Origin of the sequence: Streptomyces sp. Y7 (assembly GCF_043195415.1) — a bacterium.
In the GTDB taxonomy this organism is placed as follows: Bacteria; Actinomycetota; Actinomycetes; order Streptomycetales; family Streptomycetaceae; genus Streptomyces.
Map to the genome: position 1 here is coordinate 59,559 of NZ_JBIDDQ010000033.1, position 21,514 is coordinate 81,072.

At 69.2% G+C, this 21,514-nt stretch carries 14 protein-coding genes; 10 read left to right on the forward strand and 4 right to left on the reverse strand.

All coding sequences use genetic code 11. The features are described 5' to 3' along the window. Positions 1-72: 72 nt before the first annotated feature. Entirely contained in the window at positions 73-1,566 is a 1,494-nt protein-coding gene (gene hflX, locus ACGFW6_RS40630) for a GTPase HflX (protein ID WP_393521617.1), read from the forward strand. A gap of 82 nt (positions 1,567-1,648) precedes the next feature. On the opposite strand, the gene ACGFW6_RS40635 is transcribed toward hflX, so the two are convergent. Further along, complete coding sequence (locus tag ACGFW6_RS40635) at positions 1,649-2,881, reverse strand: trypsin-like serine peptidase (RefSeq protein ID WP_393521619.1); 1,233 nt, start codon at positions 2,879-2,881, stop codon at positions 1,649-1,651. A 466-nt stretch (positions 2,882-3,347) separates the two neighbouring features. Further along, on the reverse strand, positions 3,348-4,565 hold the full coding sequence (locus ACGFW6_RS40640; protein ID WP_393521621.1) for a trypsin-like serine peptidase: 1,218 nt from the start codon (positions 4,563-4,565) through the stop codon (positions 3,348-3,350). Between the two features lie 683 nt (positions 4,566-5,248). On the opposite strand from ACGFW6_RS40640, the gene ACGFW6_RS40645 reads away from it, so the two are divergent. The 4 genes from ACGFW6_RS40645 to ACGFW6_RS40660 all read left to right on the forward strand — a co-directional run bounded on the left by ACGFW6_RS40645 (position 5,249) and on the right by ACGFW6_RS40660 (position 12,878). Continuing rightward, a complete protein-coding gene (locus ACGFW6_RS40645) occupies positions 5,249-7,153 on the forward strand; it encodes a diaminobutyrate--2-oxoglutarate transaminase family protein (RefSeq protein WP_393521623.1) in 1,905 nt (634 codons plus the stop codon). Between the two features lie 389 nt (positions 7,154-7,542). After that, positions 7,543-9,423: an IucA/IucC family protein gene (locus ACGFW6_RS40650; RefSeq protein WP_393521625.1), complete on the forward strand. Its 1,881-nt coding sequence runs from the start codon at positions 7,543-7,545 to the stop codon at positions 9,421-9,423. A gap of 39 nt (positions 9,424-9,462) precedes the next feature. Continuing rightward, positions 9,463-10,422 carry a GNAT family N-acetyltransferase gene (locus ACGFW6_RS40655; protein ID WP_393521627.1) on the forward strand — a complete coding sequence of 320 codons (960 nt, stop codon included), beginning with the start codon at positions 9,463-9,465 and terminating at the stop codon, positions 10,420-10,422. A gap of 467 nt (positions 10,423-10,889) precedes the next feature. Continuing rightward, positions 10,890-12,878: an ATP-dependent DNA helicase gene (locus ACGFW6_RS40660; protein ID WP_393521629.1), complete on the forward strand. Its 1,989-nt coding sequence runs from the start codon at positions 10,890-10,892 to the stop codon at positions 12,876-12,878. Positions 12,879-13,242: 364 nt separating this feature from the next. Here ACGFW6_RS40660 and lexA read toward each other — a convergent pair whose 3' ends face one another. Beyond that, positions 13,243-14,022: a transcriptional repressor LexA gene (lexA, locus tag ACGFW6_RS40665; protein ID WP_030944708.1), complete on the reverse strand. Its 780-nt coding sequence runs from the start codon at positions 14,020-14,022 to the stop codon at positions 13,243-13,245. Positions 14,023-14,585: 563 nt separating this feature from the next. Here lexA and nrdR point away from each other — a divergent pair. Then, positions 14,586-15,155 (forward strand): transcriptional regulator NrdR, encoded by a 570-nt coding sequence (gene nrdR / locus ACGFW6_RS40670; protein ID WP_393521632.1) that lies wholly within the window; start codon positions 14,586-14,588, stop codon positions 15,153-15,155. 164 nt (positions 15,156-15,319) lie between these two features. Further along, positions 15,320-18,214, forward strand: coding sequence for a vitamin B12-dependent ribonucleotide reductase (locus ACGFW6_RS40675; protein ID WP_393521634.1), 2,895 nt, complete (start codon positions 15,320-15,322; stop codon positions 18,212-18,214). Between the two features lie 133 nt (positions 18,215-18,347). Here the strand turns inward: ACGFW6_RS40675 and ACGFW6_RS40680 are convergent, their stop codons facing one another. Then, the gene (locus ACGFW6_RS40680; RefSeq protein WP_393521636.1) at positions 18,348-18,881 is read right to left on the reverse strand and encodes a TerD family protein; all 534 of its coding nucleotides are present in this window, start codon (positions 18,879-18,881) and stop codon (positions 18,348-18,350) included. A gap of 156 nt (positions 18,882-19,037) precedes the next feature. Here ACGFW6_RS40680 and ACGFW6_RS40685 point away from each other — a divergent pair, with 156 nt between their 5' ends. The 3 genes from ACGFW6_RS40685 to ACGFW6_RS40695 all read left to right on the forward strand — a co-directional run bounded on the left by ACGFW6_RS40685 (position 19,038) and on the right by ACGFW6_RS40695 (position 21,356). Continuing rightward, the gene (locus ACGFW6_RS40685; RefSeq protein WP_393521638.1) at positions 19,038-19,643 is read left to right on the forward strand and encodes a YdbC family protein; all 606 of its coding nucleotides are present in this window, start codon (positions 19,038-19,040) and stop codon (positions 19,641-19,643) included. A gap of 129 nt (positions 19,644-19,772) precedes the next feature. Further along, a complete protein-coding gene (locus ACGFW6_RS40690) occupies positions 19,773-20,432 on the forward strand; it encodes a histidine phosphatase family protein (protein WP_393521640.1) in 660 nt (219 codons plus the stop codon). Between the two features lie 12 nt (positions 20,433-20,444). Continuing rightward, complete coding sequence (locus tag ACGFW6_RS40695) at positions 20,445-21,356, forward strand: ADP-ribosylglycohydrolase family protein (protein ID WP_393521642.1); 912 nt, start codon at positions 20,445-20,447, stop codon at positions 21,354-21,356. Positions 21,357-21,514 lie beyond the last annotated feature (158 nt).

Genomic DNA, 21,514 nt, shown 5'->3' on the forward strand with positions numbered 1-21,514 from the left:
TGCCACGGATTCGTTCCGCGGCGCCGCTGCCACCGTCGCCGTATATGGATTCCCGATCGACGTAAGGACCCAATGACCTCCTCTTCTTCCTTTTCCCAGGACACGCAGCGTTTCGCGCAGACCTATGCCGACGGCCGTCGGGCCGATGCCCTGATGGAAGAGGACGTCGCCTGGAGCCACGAGATCGACGGAGAGCGGGACGGCGACCAGTTCGACCGCTCCGAGCGTGCGGCTCTGCGCCGCGTGGCGGGCCTCTCCACCGAGCTCGAGGACGTCACCGAGGTCGAGTACCGCCAGCTCCGTCTGGAGCGGGTCGTGCTCGTCGGTGTCTGGACCACGGGGACCGCGCAGGACGCGGAGAACTCGCTGACCGAGCTGGCCGCCCTCGCGGAGACCGCGGGCGCGCTCGTGCTCGACGGCGTGATCCAGCGCCGCGACAAGCCCGACGCGGCCACCTTCATCGGCTCCGGCAAGGCCCTGGAGCTGCGCGACATCGTCGTCGAGTCCGGCGCCGACACCGTCATCTGCGACGGTGAACTCAGCCCGGGCCAGCTCATCGCCCTCGAAGACGTCGTCAAGGTCAAGGTCATCGACCGTACGGCCCTGATCCTCGACATCTTCGCCCAGCACGCCAAGTCCCGAGAGGGCAAGGCGCAGGTCGCGCTCGCGCAGATGCAGTACATGCTGCCGAGGCTGCGCGGCTGGGGTCAGTCGCTGTCCCGCCAGATGGGCGGCGGCAAGGGCGGCGGCCTCGCCACCCGTGGTCCCGGTGAGACCAAGATCGAGACGGACCGCCGGCGGATCCGCGAGAAGATGGCGAAGATGCGCCGGGAGATCGCGGACATGAAGACCGGCCGCGAGATCAAGCGCCAGGAGCGCAAGCGCCACAAGGTGCCCTCGGTGGCCATCGCCGGGTACACCAACGCCGGCAAGTCCTCCCTGCTCAACCGCCTCACCGGCGCCGGCGTCCTGGTCGAGAACGCCCTGTTCGCGACCCTGGACCCGACCGTCCGCCGGGCCGAGACCCCGAGCGGCCGCCTGTACACCCTGGCCGACACGGTCGGCTTCGTACGGCACCTGCCGCACCACCTGGTCGAGGCGTTCCGCTCCACCATGGAGGAGGTCGGCGAGTCCGACCTGATCCTGCACGTGGTCGACGGCTCGCACCCGAACCCGGAGGAGCAGCTCGCCGCCGTGCGCGAGGTGATCAGGGACGTCGGCGCGATCGACGTGCCGGAGATCGTCGTGATCAACAAGGCGGACGCGGCCGACCCGCTGACCCTTCAGCGCCTGATGCGGATCGAGACGCGCTCCATCGCCGTCTCGGCACGCACCGGCCAGGGCATCGACGAACTGCTCGCCCTGATCGACAACGAGCTGCCGCGGCCGTCCGTCGAGATCGAGGCGCTGGTGCCGTACACCCACGGCAAGCTGGTCGCCCGCGCCCACACCGAGGGCGAGGTGATCTCCGAGGAGCACACCCCGGAGGGCACGCTGCTCAAGGTGCGGGTGCACGAGGAACTGGCGGCGGACCTCGCGCCGTACGTTCCGGCGCCCACCGCCTGAGCCGAGCGCAACCGCTGAGACCGCCGAAGGCCCGCCCCTTGCGCAAGGGACGGGCCTTCGGCGTCTGCTCAGTACGCGCGGGTCACCGGCCGCCGTACGTCCTGCTCATGTTCTGGTACAGCGTCTCGGCTCCCGTGCCGAGCTGCGGTCCCGCGAGCCAGGTGTTGTCCTCCGGGCCGATCGACGTGTTCGACACCAGCTTGGTGTCACCGTCGACCACACGGAACCATCCGCCGCCGGACGAACCGCCGGTCATGGTGCAGCCGATCCGGTACATCGTCGGCAGGGCCGGGCTCAGCGACAGACGGCCCGGGCGGTCGACACACTTGAACATGTTCAGGCCGTTGAACGGCGGTGCCGCCGGGTAACCCCAGGCACCCATCGAGTCGACCTCCGTAGCGGACGGCGCGGTGAAGTCGACGTCCAGGGCGCCGGTCGTCTCCTCCAGGGACTTCGCACCGGACTCCGGCTGCACATGCAGCACCGCGTAGTCGTACGTGGCCCCCGCGCCACCCGTCTCCGAGCCGCCCTGGATCCACTCGTTGGAGGTCGAGACCCAGTCGGCCCACCAGTTGCCGTAGGGAGCGATCTCCGTGGTGGTGGCGTTGCCCAGCTCCGCCTCGGACTTGCCCAGGTCGTTGTAGGCCGGCACGAAGGCGATGTTGCGGTACCAGCCGCCGCCCTGGCCCGCGTGCACGCAGTGGCCCGCCGTCCAGACGAGATTGGACTTGCCGGGGTGGTTGACGTCCTTGACGACCGTGCCGGAACAGACGGCCGGGCCGTCGGGGGTGTCGAAGAAGACCTTGCCGACGGGCGCGGCGTTCTCGTGGTACGGCGTCTTCTCGGCCGTGGCCTGGACGGGCGCCGGCTCCGGGTCGCTCACGCCCTGATCGGCGGCGGCGTCCTGCGTGGTGACCGTCTTGTTGGCCTCCTGCGCGGACTGCATCCGCTCAGGCTTCCACAGGCCCTCGATGACCGGGTTGACGAAGTCCTCGGCCTCGCTGAGCCACTTGTCCTGGTCCCAGTCCTTCCAGGCCCCGTCCCTCCACTTGTCGACGTCGATCCCGTGCTCCTTGAGCTTGTCCGCGATATCGGACGGGATCTGGAACTTGCCGTCGCCGGCGTCACCCGAGCCTCCTGCCCCGGCGGCCTGCGAGGCGGCGGCGTCGGCCCGGTCGCTCACCGAGTCCCCGTCCGAACCGCCACAGGCGGTCGCGGTCAGTGCCAGCGCGGCGACGAGGCCGGAGGCGGCGAGAAAGGAACGCCGCCCGCGACGCGGAGCGGCGGACGATGGTGCGGAACGCGTGGAACGCATGGTGCTGTAACCCCCGTTGAAGCGTGGTGCCGCCGTGGGCACCTTGATGGAAGGTGCTTGCTCGCTCCCGTGGGGACCGGCCCGTGGGGACCGGCCCGTGGGGACCGGCCCGTGGGGACCGGCCCGTGGGGACCAGCCCGTGGGGCCTGCTCCGTGGGGGCTGCTCCCTGGGGACTGCCCGTAGGGACCGGTCCGTAGGAGCCGTCCGCCATCTCTGCGCGGCCCCCCGGACGCGACCTCCCACTATGCCCGTGGAGTTGAGAGCGAACGGCGGTGAGGCGGTGAAGGTTTCACCCTGGTGACGGTTTCCCGCGGGTACTGGGTTCCCTAGCTATGGGCACCCGGCTATGGGCACCGACTTTGGGCACCCGACTTTGGGCACCCAGCTATGAGCACCCGGCTATGGGTACCCCTCACCCGTCCCACCGCCGTAGTCGCTGTCAACTCCGGACTTCGGCGCGTCTCACTAGCCGGTGAACTTCTCGCTCATCCCCTCGAAGACGGCCTTGGCCTCCTTGCCCAGGCGCGGCCCCGCCAGCCAGCCCGCGTCCACCGGGCCGATCGAGGTGTTGGACACCAGCGCCGGCTTGCCGTCCGAGCCCGCCGCGATCCAGCCGCCGCCGGACGAACCGCCGGTCATCGTGCAGCCGATGCGGTACATGGTCGGGTCGGACGCCCTGAGCGACAGCCGACCCGGCTGGTCCTCGCACTGGTACAGCTTCTGGCCGTCGAACGGCGCGGCAGCCGGGTAACCGACCGCCTTGATGCTGTCCACGTCAGGGACGGCCGGCGCGTTGAAGTCCACGGGGAGGGCTGAACCGACCGTCTCCTCCAGCGACTTGCCGCTACCGCCGGCCTCCGGCTTCACATGCAGCACGGCGAAGTCGTACGGCGCACCGTCCCCGCCCGTCGGACCGCCCTGCGCGATCCACTGGTCCGAGGTCTGCACCCAGTCCGCCCACCAGACGCCGTACGGGGCGGCCTGCTCCTTGGTGGCGTTCTCCATCGCGGCCGCGCCCATGGCCTGGTCGTTGTACGACGGGACGAACGCGATGTTGCGGTACCAGCCGCCGCTCTTACCGGCGTGCACACAGTGCCCCGCCGTCCACACCATGTTGGACTTACCGGGGTTGGCCGGGTCCTGTACGACCGTCGCCGAGCAGACCATCGTGCCTTCGGGGGAGTCGAAGAACACCTTGCCCGCCTCGGGGGCGTTGGCGTGATACGTGGGCGACACGGCCTGCGCGTCCACGGGCTGTGGCGTCGGGTCGGTCACGCCCTGGTCACCCGAGAGGTCGCTGTCGTCGACGCCCCGGTCCGGGTCCTCCGCGTCGCGCATACGGTCCGGGTCCCACAGGCCCTCGATGATCGGGTTGATGTAGTCCTTCGCCTCGCGCAGCCAGTCGTCCCGGTCCCAGTTCTTCCAGGCGCCGTCCTTCCACTTGTCGAGATCGATCCCGTGTTCCTTGAGCCTGTCCTTGATGTCGTCCGGGATCGTGATCTTGCCCTCGCCCCCGGCCGCGGCGGAGGCACTGGCTTCGGCGCCCGCCTCGGCGGCCCCCGACTCGCAGGCGGTGACGGTGAGCGTCAGTGCCGCGGCGAGCGCGACCAGGGGCAGCGGGGAGGTTCTGCGGCGCGCGCTCCCCCCTCGACGGGCGGTGAACGACGGCCGTATCGATCGCATGATCTGTCTCCCCCTGAGGTGACGTTTCGTGGTGCCGCGTCCGTGAGGCTTTCGCCGATCGCTTGCCGATCACTCACTGATCGCTCGCTGGTCCTGCCTGCTGCCACGGCGCGTTGGGACGGCATCACACACTATGCGCTCGCTGTGGGTGAGTTCCGACGGAACGGCAACGGTTTCGCTACGGGCCGTCTGAACAGGCAACTTGCGGCGCGGGGCACTGATTTGAAGGCGCCGGGTGTCCGGTTTTGTTGCGCCCCGTCCCGGTCGAATGACGCGGCCTCGGGGGCGCGTGTCACGGTGATTTTCGTAACGGTGCGGTGTTGGGTCGGGTGCTCGGGTGCTCGGGTGCTCGGGTGCTCGGGTGCTCGGGCCACCGTGCAGGACCGCGTGTCCGCTGCCTCCCCCGGGCGGCAGCCGCTGGAGCGCTCGACCCCACCACCCCACCTGAACGCCGTGCCCCTGACCTGACCACCGGCGGTTTCGTCTCGGCAAGGATCTTGAAGCAACCCGTAACCCGGTGAACGGTCCACGGTTGGTAGCCGTGGGGGCCCGCTGCCCGTGAGCGGCCCCCTGTGCCCAGTTCCTCGGAGTATCGAGTGGACGCTCGCGGGGCTTCGTATGTCGGGTCGGGCGAGGACGGTGAAAGACCTGCTCGCCCCTAGACAGCGGGAGGACAGGGAGCCATGGCCGTGACCGAATCTGTGCGCGGGGATACGTCCGAGTCGGCGGGGGCGGGCGCCGTACACGAGGGGATCCTGCGACGGCAGTCGGCGCGCGAGTCGGCAGCGCGCACCTACGCGCGAGCCCTGCCCATCGTGCCGGTGCGAGCACGTGGGATGACCATCGAGGGCGCGGACGGCAGCCGTTACCTGGACTGCCTCTCCGGCGCCGGGACGCTGGCGCTCGGACACAACCACCCCGTCGTCCTGGAGGCCATCCGCAAGGTCCTCGACTCGGGCGCCCCCCTGCACGTCCTCGACCTGGCGACCCCGGTCAAGGACGCCTTCATCACGGAGTTGTTCCGCACCCTGCCGTCCGGGCTCGCCGACAACGCACGCGTGCAGTTCTGCGGCCCCGCCGGCACCGACGCCGTGGAAGCCGCCTTCAAGCTCGTCCGGGCCGCGACCGGGCGCACCGGCATTCTCGCCTTCAGCGGGGCCTACCACGGCATGACCGCCGGCGCCCTTGAAGCATCCGGAGGCGCCTTCGACGTCCGGGTGGCGCGCCTGCCCTACCCACAGGACTACCGCTGCCCCTTCGGCGTCGGCGGCGGACGCGGCGCCGAACTCGCTTCGCGCTGGACCGAGTCCGTCCTCGACGACCCCAAGTCGGGCGTCCGACAGCCAGCCGGCATGATCCTCGAACCCGTCCAGGGAGAGGGCGGAGTGATCCCCGCCCCGGACGAGTGGATGCGGCGCATGCGGCAGATCACGGCCGACCGATCCATCCCCCTGATCGCCGACGAGGTCCAGACGGGGGTCGGGCGCACAGGCTCCTTCTGGGCTGTGGAACACAGCGGCGTCACCCCCGACGTGATGGTCCTCTCCAAGGCCATCGGCGGCAGCCTGCCGCTTGCCGTCATCGTCTATCGCGACGACCTCGACGCCTGGCAACCCGGCGCCCACGCCGGCACCTTCCGCGGCAACCAACTCGCCATGGCCGCCGGGATGGCGACCCTCGCCTACGTCCGCGAGAACCGCCTCGCCGAGCGCGCGGCCGACCTGGGTAACCGGATGCTGAACCAGCTCCGAGGGCTCGCCGCCGAGTTCGACTGCATCGGGGATGTGCGCGGGAGAGGGCTGATGATCGGGGTCGAGGTGGTGGAGGCGGAGGCAGAGCCCGAGCGTGACGGGGAGCGGTCGCGGACCCTGGCGAGCGAGGGCGAGGTGTTGGCCGCTCCGGACTGGCATGGGGGAGCGGGCGATCAGGCGGTGCTGGGGGCTGCGGCCCGTCCTGGGGTGGCCGGCGGTACCGGTGGTGCAGCCGGCGGACTCGTGGCCCGCGACTCCGCCCGGACTTGGGGCGGTTCGTCGACCGGCGTCACCCCTGTCGGCCGGGCAGCAGGCATTGGGCCGGGTTCGATGCCGAGCGGCCAGGACTGGCACCCTCGACCGGCCGCCCCTGAACTCGCGGCCGCCATCCAGCGCGAGTGCCTGCGACGTGGCCTCATCGTCGAACTCGGCGGCCGCCACTCCAGCGTCGTACGGCTCCTCCCGCCCCTGACCATCAGCGACGAGCAGGCGACGGCCGTCCTCGACCGACTCGCGGATGCGGTGGACGCGGTGTCGCGCGGTCACGCTGGTCACCATCGGCCCCAACGAACACAACCTGGCCGGCGCCGACGCCCCGATCGCGCGGAGCGAGCAGATGACACCGCCCGCCTGGCGCGTGCGGACCGAGACTGCGACGCCGACCGCGCGACGGGTGCCGCCCGAGAGCACGACGCCGACCACGTGACGGGTGCGGACCGAGGCGGCGACACCGACCGCGAAGAGCACGCGGATCGCACCTGCCGCACCGACGGCACCGACGGCAACGACCGGGCCAATCGCGCAGATCGCGCAGATCGCGCTGATCAGGCGGGGTAGGACGGCAGCTGGCCGCCCGGCCGGGCCGAAGCGTTCCCCGCTCCGGGTCCTGGTCTCGCCGTCTGTCGCATGTGCCCTCACCAGGCGACGGCCCACTTCCAAGCCAAGCATCGTTTCCCCCAACCTCGCCTCCAACTGAACATCCCTCGCCATGTGCACCTAGCGAGCGCGGCACTCCAGCCCCCTCACAACGCAATACGGCTCTCATCGCCGCGCGAGCCAGAACCACCTCACAAGGACCAGCCTTGAACAGCACCCCCACAACTGCCCGCGGCCTTACCACCCCAGCGGAGCGAGGAGACGCACCGCAGGAACCCGCCTCGGTACCCGGAGCAGCTGCCGCGTCCGCGTGCGGAGCCGCCCCTGCGCGCCAGTTGGGCCGCACGCCGATGCAGGGAGGGGCCCCGGACATCGAGCAGTTGCGCAGCGGCGCTGCCGACCTGCTGGAGCACCCCGACCCCCACACCGCAGCCCAGGCCGCCGCCGTGGAGAACCTGCTCCGCTGCTGGGTGCGCGAGACCAACGTCCCGGCACCCCACGACGGGATCCTCCGTATCCTGCTGCCCGCCACCGGCACGGCTCTGGTCGCCCCGGTCCATTACTGGTCTCCGACGGGTTGGCACCGGTTCGGTCTTCCGCATCTGGCCGCTGCCACGGATCAGTCCTCGTTCATCGACTCCGTCACCCTTGCCGCGCTCCTCACCAGGGAGGCGTTGTACCGGACCCCCGATGTACCCGAGACCTCCTCCGTACCAACGTCCCCACCCGTGACTGTCTCCGCGATGGCTGCCGCGACCGACCTCGTCGCCCGCGTCGCCGACTCGGCTCAACGCACCGCCACCTTCATCAGCGAGCGCCGGGAGAATCCGGCCGACGGCCCTGATCGCTTCCTCGCGGCTGAGCAGTCGCTCCTCCTCGGACATCCGCACCATCCGACGCCGAAGAGCCGCGAGAACCTCTCAGAGACCGAAGCCCGGCTGTACTCACCCGAGTTGCACGGCTCCTTCCCCCTGCACTGGCTGGCCGTCTCCCCCTCCGTGCTCGCCACCGACTCGGCGTGGACTGAACGCGGCCGCGCCGTCCCCGCCTCCCAGCTCACCGCTCGACTCGCAGGCCCGGACCTCGCCCTGCCGGCCGGGTATACGGCCCTGCCCCTCCATCCCTGGCAAGCACGCGAGGTCCGGCACCGCCCCGAGACTGCTGCCCTGCTCGAAGCCGGACTGCTCGTCGACCTGGGCGATCGCGGCCACCACGGCGAAACCTGGCATCCCACCTCCTCCGTACGCACCGTCTATCGGCCCGGCGCTCCGGCCATGCTCAAGCTCTCGCTGGGTCTCCGCATCACCAACTCCCGGCGAGAGAACCTCCGCAAGGAGCTGCACCGTGGAGTCGAGGCGCACCGCCTCCTTCGCAGCGGTCTCGCGACGCAGTGGCAGGCCGCGCACCCCGCATTCGACATCGTTCGCGATCCCGCCTGGCTCGCCGTCGACGGACTGGACGGAGCCCCTGTCGCGGGTCTCGACGTGATGATCCGGCACAACCCCTTCCGGCCTTCCGACGACGTGTCCTGCGTAGCCGGACTCGTCTCACTCCTCCCTCACTCACCAACCGGCGTCACGGCGGGTCGACGCCGGCCGGACACGGAGCCGCTGCGATCGCGGCTGGCCGAGGTGATCACGCGTCTCGCCGTCCACACCGGCCGCTCCCGAGGAGCCGTTGCCGCCGAGTGGTTCCTGCGCTATCTCGAGCATGTCGTTCGCCCTGTGCTGTGGTTGGACGCCGAGGCCGGCGTCGCTTTGGAAGCGCACCAGCAGAACACGCTGCTCCTGCTGGACAGTGACGGCTGGCCCTCCGGTGGTCGGTACCGCGACAACCAGGGCTACTACTTCCGCGAGTCCCGGCGCGCGGAGCTGGAGGCCCGGCTGCCAGGCATCGGCGAGCACAGCGACACTTTCGTCTCGGACGAGGTCATCGACGAACGCCTCGCCTACTACCTCGCGATCAACAACGTCTTCGGTCTCATCGGCGCGTTCGGCTCCCAGCGTCTCGTCGACGAACAACTGCTTCTCGCCGCGTTCCGGCGCTTCCTCGGCGAAGTGGCCGCCGGTCCCACCCGGCTGCGCACCTCGCTTCCGGCCCGCCTGCTCGACTCTCCGGTTCTGCGGTGCAAAGCCAACCTCCTGACCCGCGTCCACGGCCTCGACGAACTCGTGGGCCCGGTCGACACCCAGTCCGTGTACGTCACGATCGCCAACCCCCTTCATTCCTGAGGAACATGCCTCATTCCGCTTCCTGAGAGGAGCGTCCCCGTGCCTCCCACCGACGCGAGTGCCAACGCGGGCACCGCCCCGGCCCTTGACCTCGGCACCACGAGCCCGACCCCTCGTGAGAGCCGTGTCGGCCCGGCTGCCGACGCGGCCGCAGACAGCGAGGACACGCTGGACCTGCATCTGCCCGACGAATTCGTCGCGCTCTTCGCGGAGGACATCGGGGCTGGCAGGGGAGAGGGCACAAAGGCAGCCGCAGCTGCAGCCGCAACCCAAGCCCCACCTGCAGCCTCAGCCCCAGCCCCGGCGGCCTCAGGGAGTGCGCCTGCTCCGAGCGTACGCACTCGAGCGGGAGCAGACGCAGGCGCGGACGCGGACGCGGAACCCTGTGCGTCTGGGAGCACGCCTGCTTCCACTCTCCCGCCCACCGAAGACCTCCTCGGAGGCGTCGCAGACTGGGGACCGGTCAGCACCCCGGCAGGTGCCCTGCACCTAGTACCTGTACGGATCGAGCGAGACCTCCCGATCATCAGCCGCTGGATGAACGATCCCGCCGTCACGGCGTTCTGGGGCCTCGCAGGACCGGACAACGCCATCGAGGAGCATCTGCGGTCCCAGATCTTCGGAGATGGACGTAGCGTCCCGTGTGTGGGCCTGCTGGAGGGCGCGCCAATGAGCTACTGGGAGATCTACCGAGCCGACCTCGACCCGCTGGCCCGCCACTACCCGGCCAGACCCCACGACACCGGGATTCATCTCCTCATCGGTGCCGTGGGTGACAGAGGTCGAGGACTCGGCGGAACCCTTCTCCGAGCCGTCGCCGACCTCGCACTCGACAAGCGGCCCAACTGCGCTCGCGTCGTCGCCGAACCAGACATTCGCAATACCCCTTCAGTCGCTGCCTTCTTGACCGCCGGCTTCCGCTTCTCCGCCGAGATCGACCTGCCCGCCAAGCGGGCCGCCCTCATGATCAGAGACCGAACCCTGCGCCATCTGATGTGACGCCGCGTCGCGCCGTCATCACTTTTGGTACACCGCCCGAGTCGATCTGGTTCCCACTCCCCGCGAACCGAATTCAGGCCGAGTCGATCTCTGCCTAGCCGCGGGGCGACCATGGCCCGACGAGACCGACCCGCCGAGCGCGCCGCTGCCCAAGCCACCCGCCGACCGCCCCCGAGCGCCCCCCGGGCCGCCTGGCCCCGAACCACCCGACTCCCTCTTGAATCACTAAGGCAAAGGCCGACCGACCTTGATCACATCCGATGCGCAACTGACCGCATTGAGCGAACGCCGTATCCCCTCGAACCGTCCCTGACCTGAACCGAACCGATTCACCACCCACTCGGACGGATTCTGCAGACACCCGAACCGATTCGATCCTCATCAGCGGAACACCCGGTCTTGATCCAGTCCCCCGTCCCCACCGTGGGCGCTCGTTTGTCAGTGCCGAGTCGTAGGGTGGTCGCTCTATGGAAAAGCCCTCACTCCCCGAACTCCTGCATGCTGCCGTCACGGCCGTTGGCGGCACGGAGCGCCCTGGCCAGGTGACGATGGCCGAATCCGTCGCGGAGGCGATCGACGGAGGCACCCACCTGCTCGTCCAGGCCGGCACCGGCACCGGAAAGTCGCTCGGCTACCTCGTGCCCGCGCTCGCGCACGGGGAGCGCGTCGTCGTAGCGACCGCCACCCTGGCGCTTCAGCGCCAGCTCGTGGAGCGGGACCTGCCGCGCACCGTCGACGCGCTGCACCCGTTGCTGCGCCGTCGCCCGCAGTTCGCGATGCTCAAGGGCAGGTCGAACTACCTGTGTCTGCACCGCCTGCACGAGGGTGTTCCGCAGGACGAGGAGGAGGGCCTCTTCGACCAGTTCGAGGCAGCAGCGCCCACCAGCAAGCTGGGCCAGGACCTGCTGCGGATGCGCGACTGGGCCGATGAGACGGAGACGGGCGACCGTGACGACCTCGCGCCCGGCGTGTCCGACCGCGCGTGGGCGCAGGTGTCGGTGTCGTCGCGAGAGTGCCTCGGCGCCACCAAGTGCGCTTACGGCGCGGAGTGCTTCGCCGAGATGGCTCGGGAGCGGGCCAAGCTGTCGGAGGTCGTGGTCACCAACCACGCGCTGCTCGCGATCGACGCCATCGAAGGCGCCCCGGTCCTCCCGCAGCACGAGGTCCTGATCGTCGACGAGGCGCACGAACTGGTCTCCCGGGTCACCGGAGTCGCCACCGGCGAACTCACGCCGGGCCAGGTCAACCGTGCGGTGCGCCGAGCCGCGAAGCTCGTGAACGAGAAGGCCGCCGACCAGCTCCAGACCGCCGCCGAGGGCTTCGAACGGCTGATGGAGCTGGCCCTGCCGGGGCGTCTGGAGGAGATCCCGGAGGACCTGGCCTACGCGCTCATGGCGCTGCGTGACGCATGCCGCACCGTGATCTCCGGGATCGGCGCGACCCGGGACAAGTCGGTGCAGGACGAGGACGCGGTCCGCAAGCAGGCGCTGGCCTCGGTCGAGTCGGTGCACGACGTGGCGGAGCGGATCACCAACGGCTCCGAGTGGGACGTCGTCTGGTACGAGCGTCACGACCGCTTCGGCGCGTCCCTGCGCGTCGCCCCTATGTCCGTGTCGGGGCTGCTGAGGGAGAAGCTCTTCGCCGACCGCTCCGTCACTCTGACCTCGGCGACCTTGAAGCTGGGAGGCGACTTCAACGGCGTCGGTGCCTCTCTGGGGCTCGCTCCGGAGGGCACGGAGGGTGACGACATCCCGCAGTGGAAGGGTGTGGATGTCGGCTCGCCCTTCGAGTACCGCAAACAGGGAATCCTGTACGTCGCCAAGCACCTGTCGCGTCCCGCGCGGGACGGTGACCGGGTGGACATGCTCGATGAGCTGACCGAACTGATCCAGGCAGCCGGCGGGCGCACGCTCGGTCTGTTCTCCTCCATGAGAGGCGCCCAGCTGGCCGCCGAGGAGCTCCGCTCACGCATCCCCGAGTACCCGATCCTCCTCCAAGGCGAGGAGACGCTCGGAGAGCTGATCAAGAACTTTGCCGCCGACCCGAAGACCTGCCTGTTCGGCACGCTCTCGCTCTGGCAGGGCGTCGATGTCCCCGGCCCCAGCTGCCAGCTGGTCGTCATGGACAAGATCCCGTTCCCGCGCCCGGACGACCCGCTGATGAGCGCTCGCCAGAAGGCGGTGGAGGACGCGGGCGGCAACGGCTTCATGGCGGTCGCTGCCACCCATGCCGCGCTGCTCATGGCCCAGGGCGCGGGCCGCCTCGTGCGGGCATCGGGGGACCGGGGCGTGGTGGCCGTACTGGACCAGCGGCTGGCCACGGCCCGGTACGGGAGCTATCTGAAGGCGTCACTCCCCGACTTCTGGTACACGACGGACCGTAACCAGGTTCGAAAGTCGTTGGCCGCCATCGACGCGACGGCGACGCAGGCGGAGGCCGAAGCAGCGGCTGGGTAGCCGGGGCCACCGTGGTTAGCCTGTCGCGGCACCGCGACAGGCTAACCACTGGTACAAAATCGGCGGGCGCCGGGTCCAGCACGATTCCCGCGCGGCGCCGGCTGGGGCCGTCACCCGCGCCGGGCTGGGGCGGTTACACCCTCCGCGCCGCGATGGACACAGTGCGCCGCGCCCGAGGCATCAATGGGCCTCGCAATGACCCATACCCCTCGGAACCGAGAGCCCGATCGGAACCGAGAGCCCGATCGGAACCGAGAGCCCGATCGGAACCGAGAGCCCCGAAACAGCACAGGGCCCCGGAACCGGCGCAGGGGTCCCGGGGCCCGGTCAGAGGGCGACGCCTATCGTTCGCCCGCCGCAGCCGTCACACGCGCCGCAGCACCGCCACCACCTTGCCCAGGATGGTCGCGTCGTCACCGGGGATCGGCTCGTACGCGGAGTTGTGCGGGAGGAGCCAGACGTGGCCGTCCTCGCGCTTGAAGCGCTTGACGGTGGCCTCGCCGTCGAGCATCGCGGCCACGATGTCGCCGTTCTCGGCGACCGGCTGGCGACGGACCGTGACCCAGTCGCCGTCGCAGATCGCGGCCTCGATCATCGAGTCACCCACGACCTTGAGCACGAACAGCTCGCCGTCGCCGACCAGCTGCCGGGGGAGAGGGAAGACGTCCTCGACCGACTCCTCGGCCAGGATGGGGCCACCGGCGGCGATACGGCCGACCAGCGGGACGTACGACGCCGCGGGCTTGCCGGCGGTGTCCGTGGGCTGCACGGAGGCGGCCTGGTCGGAGCCCCGCACCTCGTACGCGCGGGGGCGGTGCGGGTCGCGGCGCAGGAAGCCCTTGCGCTCCAGGGCCATCAGTTGGTGCGCCACCGAGGAGGTGCTGGACAGGCCGACCGCCTGGCCGATCTCCCGCATCGACGGCGGGTAGCCACGGCGCTGGACGGAATCCCTGATCACCTCGATAACACGGCGCTGGCGGTCGGTGAGCCCTGAGCTGTCCGCCCGGATGCCGGGAGGTCGCCCCGGAAGGGAGCGCTTTTGCCCCTCGGGATTCATGGCTTCGTTCATCGCATGCACCGGCTCGAGTCGGCCCTGGGAGCGGTCCTGGGCAGTGATGGTGGCACTGTCTGCGGTGGTGGTCACGTCGGCCCCTCTCGATGGTCTCCCTGCTGCACAACGGTAGTTGCTTTCGAAAGGTTGCGCCAAACACACGTTCGAGTGAAAAATCGCGAATCGGCTTACGTGATCGCGTGTCGGGGTGTATGGCTGACGAGCTGTCCGGCGGGCAAAAGGGCCCATTGTTGTACTCTTCACCGCCGGGGTGACGACCTCGTGGGTTGTTGCCCCAGTCTGCCATCCGGGATCAGCTCAGCCGGGAACCGACCCCCATCTGTGCGGGAGTCCCACGTCCCCTCCGTGTGGCGCTCACGGTATCTCCGTATGTGTCGCAGCGATACGGCTGTGCATCGGAGTGTGTGGCGGACCGGCGCGTGCGTACGTCGCCTGCTCATGTCTGTGCGACACGCGCGTACGGCCTGGATGTATGAGCCAATCCCCACATCTAGTGGTTGGATTGCAGCAGCAGCCCAGAAGTTGTGGTCCCCCCGGTCTTCGGACCCACGGAGATCGCCTATGCTTGGGGCTGCTTCGCGGGGCCCATGAGGTCCAGCGAGGCTATTGAGTCTGCTGTGAGGAGGGTTGGAGTTATGCACTGCCCCTTCTGCAGGCACCCCGACAGCCGTGTCGTCGACAGCCGTACGACCGACGACGGCACGTCGATCCGCAGGCGCCGCCAGTGTCCTGACTGCTCCCGTCGTTTCACGACGGTGGAGACATGTTCGCTGATGGTGATCAAGCGGTCCGGAGTCACGGAACCGTTCAGCCGTACCAAGGTCATCAACGGCGTGCGCAAGGCATGCCAGGGACGACCTGTCACCGAGGACGCGCTCGCCCAGCTCGGCCAACGGGTCGAGGAGGCGGTGCGGGCCACCGGGAGCGCCGAGCTGACCACCCACGACGTGGGGCTGGCCATACTCGGCCCGTTGCAGGAACTCGACCTCGTCGCCTATCTGCGATTTGCCTCTGTCTACCGGGCCTTCGACTCGCTCGAGGACTTCGAGGCGGCGATCGTGGAACTCCGGGAGACGACGGGACGCCGCGCCGCGGACGAGGACGACCGCGAGGACGACGTGGGCGCAGTAACGGGGGGCCAGGAAGACGATCGCGGGTCCGGAGGGACTGCACAGGTCCCCGTGCCCGCCAACGCCGCCGACTAGGGCGGACCGGATCCGGTCGTCAGACCCCGGATCCGGTAGGGAGAGCGGCGACACAAGACCTGCTGCGGGCGGCGATCAGAGGGTGCCCGCAGCAACAGACAGAACACGTGCCACGGGGAACATCGGGGCACTTCAGGGCGTTTTAGCCCGTACAGGGAGGCGGCATGACAGAGACGGCGAGCGGTCCGGCACGGAGTTCCCGCGCCAAGGGCACCAAGGCGACCAAGGGACTGCGTATCGAGCGCATCCACACCACCCCCGGCGTGCACCCGTACGACGAGGTGGCCTGGGAGCGCCGTGACGTCGTCATGACCAACTGGCGCGACGGCTCTGTGAACTTCGAGCAGCGCGGCGTCGAGTTCCCCGACTTCTGGTCGGTGAACGCGGTCAACATCGTCACCAGCAAGTACTTCCGTGGTGCCGTCGGCACCCCGCAGCGCGAGGTGAGCCTCAAGCAGCTCATCGACCGCATCGTGAAGACGTATCGGAAGGCCGGCGAGGACTACAAGTACTTCGCCTCGCCCGCCGACGCCGAGATCTTCGAGCACGAGCTGGCGTACGCCCTCCTGCACCAGATCTTCAGCTTCAACAGCCCCGTGTGGTTCAACGTCGGCACGCCCCAGCCGCAGCAGGTCTCCGCCTGCTTCATCCTGTCCGTCGACGACTCCATGGAGTCGATCCTCGACTGGTACAAGGAAGAGGGCATGATCTTCAAGGGCGGCTCCGGCGCCGGCCTGAACCTCTCCCGCATCCGTTCCTCCAAGGAACTGCTGTCCTCGGGCGGCAACGCCTCAGGCCCGGTCTCCTTCATGCGCGGTGCCGACGCCTCCGCAGGAACGATCAAGTCGGGCGGCGCCACGCGCCGCGCCGCCAAGATGGTCATCCTCGACGTCGACCACCCCGACATCGAGGACTTCATCGAGACCAAGGTGAAGGAAGAGGAGAAGATCCGCGCGCTGCGTGACGCGGGCTTCGACATGGACCTGGGCGGCGACGACATCACGTCCGTCCAGTACCAGAACGCCAACAACTCGGTCCGTGTGAACGACACGTTCATGAAGGCGGTCGAGTCGGGCGGCAAGTTCGGCCTGACCTCCCGTATGACCGGCGAGGTCATCGAAGAGGTCGACGCCAAGGCCCTCTTCCGCAAGATGGCCGAGGCCGCGTGGGCCTGTGCCGACCCCGGCATCCAGTACGACGACACCATCAACCACTGGCACACGTGCCCGGAGTCCGGCCGCATCAACGGCTCGAACCCGTGCAGCGAGTACATGCACCTGGACAACACGTCCTGCAACCTGGCCTCGCTGAACCTGATGAAGTTCCTCAAGGACGACGGCAAGGGCCACCAGTCCTTCGACGTCGAGCGCTTCGCGAAGGTCGTCGAGCTCGTCATCACCGCGATGGACATCTCCATCTGCTTCGCGGACTTCCCGACGCAGAAGATCGGTGAGAACACGCGCGCGTTCCGCCAGCTCGGCATCGGCTACGCCAACCTCGGCGCCCTGCTGATGGCGACCGGCCACGCGTACGACTCCGACGGCGGCCGTGCCCTCGCCGGTGCCATCACCTCCCTGATGACCGGCACGTCGTACCGCCGTTCCGCCGAACTCGCCGCGGTCGTCGGCCCGTACGACGGCTACGCCCGCAACGCGACGCCGCACCTGCGCGTCATGAAGCAGCACGCCGACGCCAACGGCAAGGCCGTCCGCATGGACGACCTCGACACGCCGATCTGGGCCGCCGCCACGGAGGCCTGGCAGGACGTGCAGCGTCTCGGTGAGAAGAACGGTTTCCGTAACTCCCAGGCGTCCGTCATCGCCCCGACCGGCACCATCGGTCTCGCGATGTCCTGCGACACCACCGGTCTTGAGCCCGACCTCGCGCTGGTCAAGTTCAAGAAGCTGGTCGGCGGCGGCTCGATGCAGATCGTCAACGGCACCGTGCCGCAGGCCCTGCGTCGCCTCGGCTACCAGGAGGAGCAGATCGAGGCGATCGTCGCCCACATCGCCGAGCACGGCAATGTCGTCGACGCCCCCGGCCTCAAGCACGAGCACTACGAGGTGTTCGACTGCGCCATGGGCGAGCGCTCCATCTCCGCGATGGGCCACGTCCGCATGATGGCCGCGATCCAGCCGTGGATCTCCGGCGCCCTGTCCAAGACGGTCAACATGCCGGAGTCGGCGACCGTCGAGGAGGTCGAGGAGATCTACTTCGAGGCCTGGAAGATGGGCGTCAAGGCGCTCGCGATCTACCGCGACAACTGCAAGGTCGGCCAGCCCCTCTCCGCGAAGACCAAGGAGAAGGAGAAGGCCGAGATCACGGAGAAGGCCGAGGCCACCATCCGTGAGACGGTCGAGAAGGTCGTCGAGTACCGCCCGGTCCGCAAGCGCCTCCCGAAGGGCCGCCCCGGCATCACCACGTCCTTCACCGTCGGCGGCGCCGAGGGCTACATGACCGCCAACTCCTACCCGGACGACGGTCTCGGCGAGGTCTTCCTGAAGATGTCCAAGCAGGGCTCGACGCTCGCCGGCATGATGGACGCCTTCTCGATCGCGGTCTCCGTCGGCCTCCAGTACGGCGTGCCGCTGGAGACCTACGTCTCGAAGTTCACCAACATGCGCTTCGAGCCGGCCGGCATGACGGACGACCCGGACGTGCGGATGGCGCAGTCGATCGTCGACTACATCTTCCGTCGCCTGGCGCTGGACTTCCTGCCCTTCGAGACGCGCTCCGCGCTCGGCATCCACTCCGCCGAGGAGCGTCAGCGTCACCTGGAGACCGGTTCGTACGAGGCCGGCGATGACGAGGTGGACGTCGAGGGCCTGGCCCAGTCGGCGCCGCGCGCCCAGGAGCTGAAGGCCGTCGCCACGCCGAAGGCAGAGGTCGAGGCGGCCAAGCCTGCTCCGCAGCAGGCCCACACCAGCGCCGAGCTGGTGGAGATGCAGCTGGGCATCCAGGCCGACGCCCCGCTGTGCTTCTCCTGCGGGACGAAGATGCAGCGGGCCGGTTCCTGCTACATCTGCGAGGGCTGCGGCTCGACCAGCGGTTGCAGCTGACCCTGCCGGGCGGCCCTGACGGGCTCTGACGGCAGATAGCGCAAGGAGAGGGGCGCCGACGACATGTCGGCGCCCCTCTTCGTCGTACGGCCCGCGCGTGCCGGTTACGTCCACGCGCGTGTGTGAGCCGCAATCAGGGCTGGCGAGCCCGCCCCATGACCGCTGTGAACGTCGCCGGGTCGTCCTCGAAACCGTGGATGCCCGGGTGGAACTCCCACGTGCTCGATCCGTCACGCACGAACTCCGCGACCGTGGCCGCCGTCGAGCCGAGCACGCCGCCGAAGTCGTCCTCCGCCAGGACGGTGTAGCCCTCGCGGATGCGCAGGGCCGGCTTGATGACACTGACGAAGGTGCGCTCCGCCGGGCGCTGCTGGATGACCACGCCGACCATCACGCGCGCGTACCGGCTGTCGAGCCGGTCGAGCTCCACGGTCAGCACCTCGTCCCAGCCGAAGCCCTTGCCGTCCTTGCTGTCCCGGTTGAGATAGATGGTGCCGTCGGGAGAGCGGCTGTCGAAGTGCACCACGTAGGCGGGATCGCCATAGGGATCACTCGTCAGATAGGTCGCGGCCACTATGTCCAGATCGGTGGGCGGCTGCCCGGCCGGACTCGGATCCCACTTGAGCGAGATCTCGACCTTCCGGTTTCCCTTGTTGATGGCGTTCACCAGGCTTCCCCTTCCCCGTGACGTGAATGCGCCCAGCCCGAACTGCCGTGTGGACCAGGCCGGTTGTCCATCCTGCCACGCGTGCGGGATCGCGCGCGGGATACCTCTGCGGCCGACAGTGACCGACGCCACGCTGATGGGCCTTACCATGGCGCGGTGCTGGTCAAGTGGATTCGCTGCACCGTGGTGGACCGCCGCGGCTTCGAGCGGGGGCAGCGAAAATGGGCGGGGCTTCTGGGGGAGCCGGGATTTCGGGGGCAGGGTGGTGGATGGAGCCGGGGGCGGCAGGGGGTGGCGCACATCTTCTCGTTCTGGGAGAGCCGTTCCTTCTACGACTCCTTCATGGCCCGCTCCCATGACCGGCTGGCCGCGTCCCAGTCCGGCACCTACAAGGACATGCAGGTCAAGCTCTTCGATTACCGCTTCGACGTGAAGACCGGCTTCGAGCCGCGCTTCACCGACGCGGACCTCGTCCGGGTGGCACACTGCCGTGTCCACGAGGAGCGCGCCGAGCACTTCACGCTCATGCAGGAGAAGGTCTGGAACCCTGCCATGGCCGGCTCCCCGGGCATGGTCCGCGGACTGTTCGGCGAGGCGCCGGGACACGAGTTCCTGGTGCTGTCCATGTGGCACTCGGCCGCCGAACACGGCAAGTACCGGACCGAGCGCGTGGAGCGACTGGCGCTGCGCGCCCAGATCGAGGCGGATGTCGCGGCCCTTACGGGTGACATCGTGGGCCTCGAAGCCACCTGGACGGTCTGAGCGGGTTTGGAATTCAAACTCGCTGTGCGGGTGTCTTGATGTGGCCGGTGATACAGAAAATGTGTGACCTGCGCCGTATGGAGCCCGTACGAGTGCTCGATCGGGCGTCGGCCGATCTAGGGTTTTGGCATGGCACGACCACGGCGCATCGTCCTTGTCCGACACGGGGAGTCAACGGGCAATGTTGATGACACCGTTTACGAGCGTGAGCCCGACCACGCGCTGGCCCTGACCGAGCGGGGCTGGCGGCAGGCGGAGGAGACGGGCAAACGCCTGCGCGACGTCTTCGGCCGCGAGCGGGTCAGCGTGTACGTCTCGCCCTACCGCCGCACCCACGAGACGCTTCGCGCGTTCCACCTGGACCCCGAGCTCATACGGGTGCGCGAGGAGCCGCGCCTGCGCGAGCAGGACTGGGGGAACTGGCAGGACCGCGACGACGTACGCCTCCAGAAGTCCTACCGGGACGCCTACGGCCACTTCTTCTACCGCTTCGCGCAGGGCGAGTCCGGCGCGGACGTGTACGACCGGGTCGGCAACTTCCTCGAGAGCCTCTATCGCAGCTTCGAGGCGCCCGATCATCCACCGAACGTGCTGCTCGTGACCCATGGACTGGCCATGCGGCTGTTCTGCATGCGCTGGTTCCACTGGACGGTCGCGGACTTCGAGTCGCTGTCGAACCCCGGGAACGCCGAGATGCGGATGCTCGTTCTCGGGGACGACGGCAAGTACACGCTTGACCGGCCGTTCGAACGATGGCGTGATCCGGAACCGTACGGGATCACCGGATAGAGTGGCAGAGCGATGACCGCTGACTCCTCCCCCGAAGGGCGCCTGGACCGCGCCCTCGCCAGCCTGCGCGGACTTGCGGTGGGGGACGCCCTCGGCTCGCAGTTCTTCGTACCGGTGAACTATCCGCTTCTGAAGCGGCGCGAGCTTCCGTCCGGCCCCTGGCAGTGGACGGACGACACCGAGATGGCTTGTTCCGTCGTCGCCGTCCTGGCCGCCCATCACCGCATCGACCAGGACGCCCTGGCCCGCTCCTTCGCCGAGCACCACGACTTCGACCGGGGCTACGGCCCCGCGGTCAACCGCCTGCTGCGCCTGGTCAGGGAGGGCGGGGACTGGCGCGAGCTGTCGGCGGCGCTCTTCAACGGCCGAGGCTCCTGGGGCAACGGCGCCGCCATGCGGATCGCGCCGCTCGGAGCCTGGTACGCGGACGACCCGGAGCAGGCCACGCACCAGGCCGAGATCTCCGCCTACCCGACGCATCAGCACCGCGAGGCCGTGGTCGGGGCCATGGCCGTCGCCGCGGCCGCCGCGCTGGCCGCCGCGCCGGGCGGCCCGCCCAGCCCGGAAGCGCTGCTGGACGATGTCGTCGCCCTGATTCCGAAGAGCGCCGTCGGTGCGGGTCTGCGGCGCGCCCGGGACATGCTGGACTACGGCGACGCGGGCACCGTCGCGGCTGTTCTGGGCTGCGGACGGCGTACGTCGGCCCATGACACCGTGCCCTTCGCCCTCTGGTCCGCCGCGCGGTCCCTGGGCGACTACGAGCGGGCCTTCTGGACGACCGCGCAGGTCGGCGGAGACGTGGACACCACGTGCGCCATTGTGGGCGGCGTGATCGGCTCCGGGAAGGCCGGCGCGGTGCCGGCCGCATGGGCGGAGCAGACGGAAGCGCTGCCCGAGTGGGTGCCGACGGCGACGACTGCTTAGGGCGCTCGGCGCCGACGGCGAGGACTACCTAGGGCGCTCGGCGCCGACGGCGACGACTGCCTAGGGCGCTTCGGCCACACCTGCCGGAGCACTCGATAACTTTCCGTGTATCCCGGGAACTCTGCGTGACCGTTGGCCCGTTGTCGTGGCAGTGGGTG

Coding starts and splice junctions, on each gene's coding strand:
- hflX (WP_393521617.1), top strand. CDS start 73: ATGACCTCCTCTTCTTCCTTTTCCCAGGACACGCAGCGTTTCGCGCAG.
- ACGFW6_RS40635 (WP_393521619.1), bottom strand. CDS start 2,881: ATGCGTTCCACGCGTTCCGCACCATCGTCCGCCGCTCCGCGTCGCGGG.
- ACGFW6_RS40640 (WP_393521621.1), bottom strand. CDS start 4,565: ATGCGATCGATACGGCCGTCGTTCACCGCCCGTCGAGGGGGGAGCGCG.
- ACGFW6_RS40645 (WP_393521623.1), top strand. CDS start 5,249: ATGGCCGTGACCGAATCTGTGCGCGGGGATACGTCCGAGTCGGCGGGG.
- ACGFW6_RS40650 (WP_393521625.1), top strand. CDS start 7,543: ATGCAGGGAGGGGCCCCGGACATCGAGCAGTTGCGCAGCGGCGCTGCC.
- ACGFW6_RS40660 (WP_393521629.1), top strand. CDS start 10,890: ATGGAAAAGCCCTCACTCCCCGAACTCCTGCATGCTGCCGTCACGGCC.
- nrdR (WP_393521632.1), top strand. CDS start 14,586: ATGCACTGCCCCTTCTGCAGGCACCCCGACAGCCGTGTCGTCGACAGC.
- ACGFW6_RS40675 (WP_393521634.1), top strand. CDS start 15,320: ATGACAGAGACGGCGAGCGGTCCGGCACGGAGTTCCCGCGCCAAGGGC.
- ACGFW6_RS40690 (WP_393521640.1), top strand. CDS start 19,773: ATGGCACGACCACGGCGCATCGTCCTTGTCCGACACGGGGAGTCAACG.
- ACGFW6_RS40695 (WP_393521642.1), top strand. CDS start 20,445: ATGACCGCTGACTCCTCCCCCGAAGGGCGCCTGGACCGCGCCCTCGCC.